This window comes from Polaromonas sp. P1_G4 (genome assembly GCF_056405475.1).
Window position 1 is genome coordinate 1 of record NZ_JBFUCA010000155.1, and the last position, 8344, is coordinate 8344.

Here is an 8344-nt window from a genome sequence, read left to right on the forward strand (position 1 = left end):
ACCGTGATGGTGCTCGGTATCGCCGGGGAAGTACGCCGCCTTGGGAGGACATCTTTAAAACATTGAACCAGCGGTTGCCGCATGGCTACCTGCCGCCGTATTGAGCTTCCCGCTCTGGCATGTTTTCTTCGGCTACATGCCAATGCTCGGCTATATCGCCAGATCAGTAGCGAGCAGCCAGGCTGCGTTCTGGCCGAAGAATCAGTCGCAAAATCATTTAATTACTTTTTATAACCATAAATGTCATTGTTGGCAAGAGACTATTTACTTATTTTTTATAACTAAAACCCCATTAACCTCATGCAGTGATTAGCGATTTCACGCGGTGTTTGCTGTCCGCAAACAACAGTGCATGGGACCTGTAGGGCGGCGTCGAATCGATAAGCACGCTTATATCAACAACATTAGGAGACCTGATGAAGACCAAACTATTTGCACTTTCCGTGCTGTCCGCTGCCAGTTGCGCCGCTCAGGCCCAAAGCTCCGTCACGCTGTATGGCGCGGTTGATACCTATTTGGAAGTCGCGTCTGCTGGCAACGGCAATGTGACACGCGTCTCCAGCGGGGGAGCCATGGGTTCGCGTTTCGGGTTTCGCGGTACGGAAGACCTCGGCGGCGGCCTGAAGGCGAATTTCGTGCTGGAGGCCGGCTTTTTAACAGACACGGGCGCTGGCACAGGTACTGCGACCATTCCCACCAGCACTGTGCCGACTGGGGCTAATTACATGTTTCAGCGCCTGGCGATCGTGGGCTTGAGTGGTGACTTCGGCGCCGTCAACATCGGCCGCCAGTACACGCCGCATTTTGGAACCATGGCGGCTTTTGACCCYGCCGGATTCACGATGTCCGGCGCCCTGAACTATTACGCGGGGCCGGGCGTAGGTATCAACGGTGGCTCGCTCTCTGACGCCACCACCCGCCGGGACAATTCCATCCAGTACACAACGCCGACCTGGAGCGGCTTCAAGGCCAATGTGTTTTATGCTTTCGGCGAATCGACCGGCGCGGGCGGCCAACCCAAGTCCACCGGCAACGTGCTCAACATCGCAGCCGGCTACAGCAGTAGCACGCTTGCGGCGCAAGTCAGCTACCTGACGGAAAAAACCATCTACATAGTCGGCAATACCGATAAATACACTGACGTCGCTGTCTCCTACGATTTCGGGTTCATCAAGCCGTCTGCCATCTTTGTGCGCCGTCGCGGCGACACGACTGGTGCGCCCGCGCTTGACGCTTACCAGATCGGCGCCTCGGCACCTGTCGGCGTAGGCAAGCTGATCGCCACCTACGGCCAGCTCAAAAACAAGACCACGGCGAATTCGGATTCCAAGGCCATAGGCCTGCGCTACGACTATCCGCTGTCCAAGCGAACCACGATCTACGGCGGCGCGACCAGGATCAGCAACCAGGCCAACGCAGGCTACACCATCAGCGGCGGCGGTGGCAGTTCGGCTGGCCTGGCGCTCTCGGCGGTCGGCCAAAGCCCGAAGTCGCTGTACGCGGGTATTGCACACGTGTTTTGAGGCTTCCGCTCCAGGCTGATGTGCCTGGCAGCGATCTGGAATCGCCGTATGACGTGCCACGTCATGCGGCTTTTTTATGAGCGCCTCGCCGGGGGAACACTGCATCCAGGCGCGTGTTCCGGCCGGTTTATAAATGATGAACCAGGTTCATGTCCGGACGTTCCAGCCACCGGGCATATTCTTCGGCAAGCTGCCCGGCTTTCGACGTGGCCTGCGACCATGCGCGTATGCGTGCCTGGATATCGGGGCCGTAGCGCATGAAGTCCGCGCGGTCCGGAAGCTTTCCGCCTGGCAATGTCTTGATCCAGTCCGGGTTGGGGGCGAGCAGCACCATATTGTCCAGAAAATGTGTGGCTCCGTGCCGCCACTTCAGGCCCTTGTCGAGCCAGCCAGGCACCACGGCCCTCTGGAAATGCGGGTACAGCACCAATCCCGGCGATGACCCCGCCTCCCCTGCCGGGCCCCCGCGGTGATAGTTCAGGTGCAGGTGGTAGTCGGTGATGCCACCGTCCCAATAGGCGCCGGGCGGCGCACCGGGGATGTTGCGCACGGAGCGCAGCACAAAGGGGATGGAACAGCTGGCCTGAAGCGCCGGCTGAAAATTGGCTTCGTCCATCGGCACCTGGCGGGTCCGGTAGTCGGCCGTTGAAAACGGCAAGGAAGCGTTCTGCGTGGAAAACACCACGCGCTCCAGCCACGCGCCCATGGCCTTGCGGTGCAGGCTGTTGGTGAGGAATGCGCCAAAGTAGCCCAGCGGCGTGGCCACCTTGTGCTCACGGCCCAGCATGTGGCGGCCACGCGAGGTGACGATGTGCAGCCGATAGCGGGGATGGCCAATCACTTCCTGCACCCGGCCCCCGTAGAAAACCTTCAGGCTCTGGCCGAACTGCTCACTGACGGCATCGGCGGTCGGGCGCTTCTGGCCGGGCTTGAGTTCGTAATGCTGGTGGATGTAATCGGTTTCGAGGCGCTGGAATGCGGCCGCAGGGTTGTCCAGGCAGGCCGTGGCCATGCGCCACGCGCCTATGGACGCACCCACCAGGTCCACCGGATGGCTGCTTTGCGCCAGCCAGTCACCAAAGATAAAGCGGTCCAGTGCGCCAAGGATCAAGCCCTTGGGCCCGCCAGCCGCCCCGGGTACAACGGCAATGTCTGCCGGCTTGAGGCCGTTTTTCTCGATATACCGGCGTGCCTTGGGACCGGCGTAGATGCGGAGGGCTTGCATGAAGGTGGATGGTTGCTATTGTTTTGATAGCTGGTTGCGCCCGTCAATCAAGCGCCCGGGCCTGATTCAACCTTAAAAATAGGTCAAATCATGTCTTCCTGGCGACCTGACGTCATGCGCACAATTATTTCTTCAGTGCCGCCAGCTTGCTGAAGGCCGACTCCATGGCTGTCGCGGCGGCCGGTTGTGGTGCGCCTGGGCGGCCTCCATAGTTGCCGCCGCGGTTTTGCCCGCCCGGCGGCCGCGCGCTTTCAAAGCGGTTGTCACGCGGGCCGTCGCGGCGGGCCGGTGCGGCGTCGAGTTTCATGGTGAGGCCAATGCGCTTGCGCGCCACATCGACTTCGGTGACGCGCACCTTGACGATGTCGCCGGTTTTTACCACCTCACGCGCGTCGGTCACGAACTTGTTGGAAAGCTGGCTCACGTGGACCAGACCATCCTGGTGCACGCCGATGTCGATGAAGGCGCCGAAGGCGGCCACATTGCTGACCGTACCTTCCAGCGTCATGCCTTCCTTCAAATCCTTGATGTCTTCCACACCGTCGTTGAAGCGGGCCACCTTGAAGTCGGGGCGCGGGTCGCGGCCGGGTTTTTCAAGTTCGGCAATGATGTCCTTGACGGTGATCACGCCGAACTGCTCGTTGGCAAACAGCTCGGGCTTCAGGGTCTTGAGCATCTCGGCCCGGCCCATGAGCTCGGCCACCGGCTTGCCGGTGTGCACCATGATCTTTTCGACCACCGGGTAGGTTTCGGGGTGCACGCCGGTCATGTCCAGCGGGTTGCTGCTGCTGCGCAGGCGCAAGAAGCCGGCGCTCTGCTCAAAAGTCTTGGCGCCCAGGCCGGTCACCTTGAGCAAATCGGCACGGCTGGCAAACGCGCCATTGGCATCACGCCAGCGCACCACCGACTTGGCCACCGTTTGCGACAGGCCCGACACGCGCGCCAGCAGCGGCACGCTGGCGGTGTTCAGGTCTACGCCGACGCTGTTCACGCAGTCTTCGACCACGGTGTCCAGGCTGCGCGCCAGGTCGCTCTGGTTCACGTCGTGCTGGTACTGGCCGACGCCGATCGATTTCGGGTCGATCTTGACGAGCTCGGCCAGGGGGTCTTGCAGGCGGCGCGCAATGCTGGCCGCGCCGCGCAGGCTCACGTCCACGTCGGGCATTTCCTGCGAAGCGAATTCACTGGCTGAATAAATGGAGGCACCGGCCTCGCTGACCACGACTTTTTCAATGGCCTGTTCCACTTTGGCCATTCCCTTGATCAGGTCCGCTGCCAGCTTGTCGGTTTCGCGGCTGGCTGTGCCATTGCCGATGGCGATCAGGTTGACGCCATGCTTTTCGCACAGCCTGGCCAGCGTGTGCAGGGAGCCATCCCAGTCCTTGCGTGGCTCGTGCGGGTAGACCGTGGAGGTCTCCACCAGCTTGCCGGTGGCGTCGACCACGGCCACCTTCACGCCGGTACGAATGCCCGGGTCCAGACCCATCACCACGCGCGGGCCGGCGGGCGCCGCCAGCAGCAGGTCGCGCAGGTTGTCGGCAAACACCTTGATGGCGACTTTCTCGGCCTCTTCGCGCAAACGGGTAAAGAGGTCGCGCTCGAGCGAAAGGCTGAGCTTGACGCGCCAGGTCCAGGCCACGGCCTTGCGGATCAAATCATCCGCCGGGCGTGCCTTGTGGCTCCAGCCCAGGTGCAGCGCGATCTTGCCTTCGGCGATGCTGGGCTTGCCGGGCTCGGCCTGCTCGGGCAACACCAGCTTGGCATCCAGAATCTCGAGCCCGCGGCCGCGAAAGACCGCCAGCGCACGGTGCGAAGGCACACGGCCAATCGGCTCGTCGTAGTCGAAGTAGTCACGGAATTTGCTGTTGTCGGCGTTGTTCTCGTCTTTGCCGGTCACCAGCTTGGAGCTGAACAGCCCTTCGCTCCAGAGCCAGTTGCGCAGCGACTGCACCAAACCGGCATCTTCGGCCCAGCGTTCACTGAGGATGTCGCGCACGCCGTCGAGCACGGCTTGCACAGTGGTGAAGTCGTCACCGCTTTCGTTCTTTTCGGCCTTCACAAAGGCCGCGGCTTCGTCGGCAGGTACCAGCGACGGGTCGGCAAACAGCTTGTCGGCCAGCGGCTCGATGCCGGCTTCACGCGCAATCTGGCCCTTGGTGCGGCGCCTGGGCTTGAAGGGCAGGTACAAGTCCTCCAGGTCCTGCTTGGTGGCGGCAAACTCAATGGCTGCACGCAACTCGGGCGTGAGCTTGCCCTGCTCTTCAATGCTTTTGAGCACGGCTTCGCGGCGCTCTTCCAGTTCACGCAGGTAGCCCAGCCGGTATTCCAGTTCGCGCAACTGGATGTCGTCCAGCCCGCCGGTGGCTTCCTTGCGGTAGCGCGCGATGAAGGGAACCGTGGCGCCGCCGTCAAGCAGCTCTACGGCCGCCTTGATCTGGTGTTCCTGGACTTTGATTTCTGCCGCGATCTGGCGGATGATTTTCTGCATATTGAAGGAGATGTTCGAAAAAGCTCGGAAAAGAACCAAAAGGAAGTCAATAAGGGGCAAATGCCCGCCCGGCGATGCGGCCTGCCCTGGCGGAAAGCCGATACCTGTGCGCCGAGTACAAACTGACGCCAAGGGTCGGCATTGTCCCACAGCGCCAGCGCTGTTTTGCTTCTGATAATGGTCCTTGCCTTAAAGCAATTTCTTACATTTTCAGGGGAGAGACACATGCGGACTCGCACAATTTTTTTGGTGGTGGCCATGCTGCTGCTGGCGGGCTTTGTGGCCCTCAATGTCGATGAATTCAGCCGTGTGAGCATGCTCAGCCTGGGCTTTACCACCGTGGAGGTGTCGCTGGGCTTCGTGATGCTGCTCTTGCTGGTGGTTGCCACGGTGGTGTTTCTGGCCTCCACGCTCTACATGCAAAGCACCAACTTGCTGGAAACCCGGCGCTACGCACGCGAGCTGAACACGCAGCGTGAGCTGGCTGACAAGGCCGAGGCCTCTCGTTTTACCGAACTGCGGAGCTACCTGGAGGTGCAGGCCCTGGCCGCACAGCACCGGGAAGCCGCCGCCGCCACTGTGCTGGCCGAGCGCTTTTCGCAGCAGCAACAGGCATTGCTGGCGCGGCTGGAGCAGTCGGACAACACCATGGCCGCCCACATGGGCCAGCTCCAGGACCGGCTTGAGCGGCATGGCGGCATTCCTCATCTGGAAAAAGACTCGGAGACCATGCCGCTGGTTTGAGTGCCTGAATACCGGTTGCGCCGCGTCCTTCTTTTCTTTTATTAACCGGGCCCGGCAGGTGTAAGAACCGGCGAAGTCCATCGACCAATGGGGGTCTGCAATCCACGGAGACCCTCATGCTGCACACCGCGCCCCCACGGCCTTCCAGCCGCAATACCCCGCTGATCACCGCAATCGTCCTGATGGCATTGACGTCCAGGGCCTTGTCCGCACAAAACGCTTGCGCCATCAGCTCAGGGCCGACCATCACGCCGGTCGTTGAGCTGTATACCTCTGAGGGCTGCAGCTCCTGCCCGCCCGCTGACAAATGGGCTTCGTCGCTGAAAGGCAGTGGGGCCGTGGTGCAGGCCTTTCATGTCGGCTACTGGGACTACATCGGCTGGGTTGACCGCTTTGCCGCGCCCGCCTACACCAGCCGGCAACGCGAAATAGCGTCCAGGAACAATCTGCGCAGCATCTATACACCGCAGGCCGTACTCAACGGCAAAGACTGGCCCCGCTGGGGTGGCAGGCCTGCCGACAGCAAGGAACCCGCGCGCGCCAGCATCGTGCTCAGGCAACTCGGGCCGGACCAGTTTGAAGCCAGCGTCACCCCGATGTCCGCACCGCAGGTGTCACCGTCCTGGTCAGCCTACTGGACCGTCACTGAACATGGGCACAACTCCAAAGTGAAAGCCGGCGAAAACGCCGGAGAGGTTCTCCAACACGACTTCGTTGTGCGCCAGTACACCCAGGCCGGGGAATACAAAAGCAGCGACACCGGGCCGCAAAAACTGGCCTTTCGCAGCATTGCCCCAACCCAGGGCCATGAGCGCCAGGTGAATCTCGTGGTGTTCGACCCTCAAACCGGCAAGACCCTGCAGGCCGTCAGCCTTCAATGTGCCGCGTAAAGCACGGCCGCTGAAGGACTACCGCCTGGCGCACCGTACAGGCGGGGCAACGCGAGGCCTCGGGCATGCCGCACAATGGCGCAATGGATTCCCCGCAATCACCGCCCTGCGCTCCTTCGCTGGTTTTGCGGCCGCCCGGGGCCGCCGACTATGCGGCGCTGGCCACATGGGTCCAGGATGCCAGCACCTGTCTGCGCTGGGCCGGCCCCAAGCTGAAGTTTCCGTTTGAACCCGAGCGGCTCCCGGTACTGCTGGCTGAACCCGGCGCCTTCAGCTTTGTCATGAGCCGGGGTCCGGCAGAGGCGCTGGGCTTTGGGCAATTCTGGGTGCGTGAGGCAGGTGCTGCCCATCTGGCCCGCATCATCCTGGCGCCCGGCGCGCGCGGCCAGGGTCTGGGTTCGACGCTGTGCAGGCTGCTAATGGCCCAGGCGGCCCGTGACACCGGTGCCACAGCTTTCACACTGCGCGTGTACCGTGACAACCACCCTGCGCTGACCATCTACGAAGGCCTCGGCTTTGCAGTGATTCCCGAGTTTTCAGACGACAGCATCTTTTTCATGCGCAGGGAAGCGCAAAACGGCATGCAGGCGATACAGGCCGAAGGGTGTCCATAGTGCCCATCGATAAACTGTGGGGCCGTGCTGTTGCGGCCACGTCCCTGCACTCCTTTTTCTTTTCGATCGATGCTTTCACTTTTTCTTAAATGCCTGCTGGGTGCGCTTGCCGTGCTGGTTATTGCCCTTCTTTCCCGGTCGCGCAGCTTTTTCATCGCCGGCCTGGTGCCGCTGTTTCCCACCTTTGCCCTGATTGCGCACTACATCGTGGGCAGCGAACGCTCCGCGGCAGACCTTCGCACCACGGCACTGTTCGGCCTGTGGTCCCTCATCCCCTATGCGGTTTACCTGCTGGTGGTGTACTGGCTCAGCGTGCGCGCGGCACTGCCCGTCACGCTTGCCTGCGCCACACTGGCCTGGGCGCTTGCTGCGGGCGGGCTGCTGCTCGGCTGGAGCCGTGCCTACCCTTCGGCGCTTTAAGGAAAACAGATATGGGCAAATTCAAAAAAGTGTTGCGGGCCATTTTGCTTGCGCCTGTCGCGCTGTTTTTGCTATTTGAAGAATGGGGCTGGGAGCCGCTGGCCGCCGGCTTTGCAGCACTGGGGCGCCTGCCCTGGTGGGGGCGGCTGGAGCGCTGGATCACCCGCTTGCCGCCCTGGGCTGCGCTGCTCGCCTTCGGCGTGCCGGTGCTGGCGCTGATCCCGCTGAAGCTGCTGGCGCTTTACCTGTTCGGCCTGGGGCATGTCACTGTCGGCCTGGCGCTGATACTGGCGGCCAAACTCACCGGAACCGCGCTGGCGGCACGCCTCTTTCAACTGACCCAGCCTGCACTCATGCAAATGCCGTGGTTCGCGCGGCTCTACACCCCCTGGAAAGCCTGGAAGGACAAAATCATGACCCAGGCCAGGGCGTCGTTGCCA

General features: G+C 61.9%; 8 protein-coding genes. 6 read left to right on the forward strand and 2 right to left on the reverse strand.

Going from position 1 to position 8344, the window contains the following annotated elements:
• Positions 1-416 precede the first annotated feature (416 nt).
• Positions 417-1523, forward strand: coding sequence for a porin (locus AC1D1X_RS09940; RefSeq protein ID WP_477669543.1), 1107 nt, complete (start codon positions 417-419; stop codon positions 1521-1523).
• A gap of 127 nt (positions 1524-1650) precedes the next feature.
• Here the strand turns inward: AC1D1X_RS09940 and AC1D1X_RS09945 are convergent, their stop codons facing one another.
• Together AC1D1X_RS09945 and AC1D1X_RS09950 are read right to left on the reverse strand one after the other, a co-directional pair.
• A complete protein-coding gene (locus tag AC1D1X_RS09945; RefSeq protein ID WP_477669542.1) occupies positions 1651-2748 on the reverse strand; it encodes a patatin-like phospholipase family protein in 1098 nt (365 codons plus the stop codon).
• 124 nt (positions 2749-2872) lie between these two features.
• Positions 2873-5236 (reverse strand): Tex family protein, encoded by a 2364-nt coding sequence (locus AC1D1X_RS09950; protein WP_477669541.1) that lies wholly within the window; start codon positions 5234-5236, stop codon positions 2873-2875.
• 225 nt (positions 5237-5461) lie between these two features.
• Between AC1D1X_RS09950 and AC1D1X_RS09955 the strand changes: the two genes are divergently transcribed.
• The 5 genes from AC1D1X_RS09955 to AC1D1X_RS09975 all read left to right on the forward strand — a co-directional run.
• The gene (locus tag AC1D1X_RS09955) at positions 5462-5980 is read left to right on the forward strand and encodes a hypothetical protein (RefSeq protein ID WP_457280877.1); all 519 of its coding nucleotides are present in this window, start codon (positions 5462-5464) and stop codon (positions 5978-5980) included.
• Between the two features lie 116 nt (positions 5981-6096).
• Positions 6097-6870, forward strand: a complete 774-nt coding sequence (locus AC1D1X_RS09960) for a DUF1223 domain-containing protein (protein ID WP_477669540.1) — start codon at positions 6097-6099, stop codon at positions 6868-6870.
• A gap of 83 nt (positions 6871-6953) precedes the next feature.
• Positions 6954-7484: a GNAT family N-acetyltransferase gene (locus tag AC1D1X_RS09965; RefSeq protein ID WP_477669539.1), complete on the forward strand. Its 531-nt coding sequence runs from the start codon at positions 6954-6956 to the stop codon at positions 7482-7484.
• 69 nt (positions 7485-7553) lie between these two features.
• Complete coding sequence (locus AC1D1X_RS09970; RefSeq protein ID WP_477669538.1) at positions 7554-7904, forward strand: GlpM family protein; 351 nt, start codon at positions 7554-7556, stop codon at positions 7902-7904.
• Positions 7905-7915: 11 nt separating this feature from the next.
• On the forward strand, positions 7916-8344 hold a 429-nt coding region (locus tag AC1D1X_RS09975), incomplete at its 3' end, for a hypothetical protein (RefSeq protein WP_477698212.1).

Excerpts from the sequence above, each read along its gene's own strand:
- AC1D1X_RS09945 (WP_477669542.1), bottom strand. The coding sequence starts at position 2,748 with ATGCAAGCCCTCCGCATCTACGCCGGTCCCAAGGCACGCCGGTATATC.
- AC1D1X_RS09950 (WP_477669541.1), bottom strand. The coding sequence starts at position 5,236 with ATGCAGAAAATCATCCGCCAGATCGCGGCAGAAATCAAAGTCCAGGAA.
- AC1D1X_RS09955 (WP_457280877.1), top strand. The coding sequence starts at position 5,462 with ATGCGGACTCGCACAATTTTTTTGGTGGTGGCCATGCTGCTGCTGGCG.
- AC1D1X_RS09960 (WP_477669540.1), top strand. The coding sequence starts at position 6,097 with ATGCTGCACACCGCGCCCCCACGGCCTTCCAGCCGCAATACCCCGCTG.
- AC1D1X_RS09965 (WP_477669539.1), top strand. The coding sequence starts at position 6,954 with ATGGATTCCCCGCAATCACCGCCCTGCGCTCCTTCGCTGGTTTTGCGG.
- AC1D1X_RS09970 (WP_477669538.1), top strand. The coding sequence starts at position 7,554 with ATGCTTTCACTTTTTCTTAAATGCCTGCTGGGTGCGCTTGCCGTGCTG.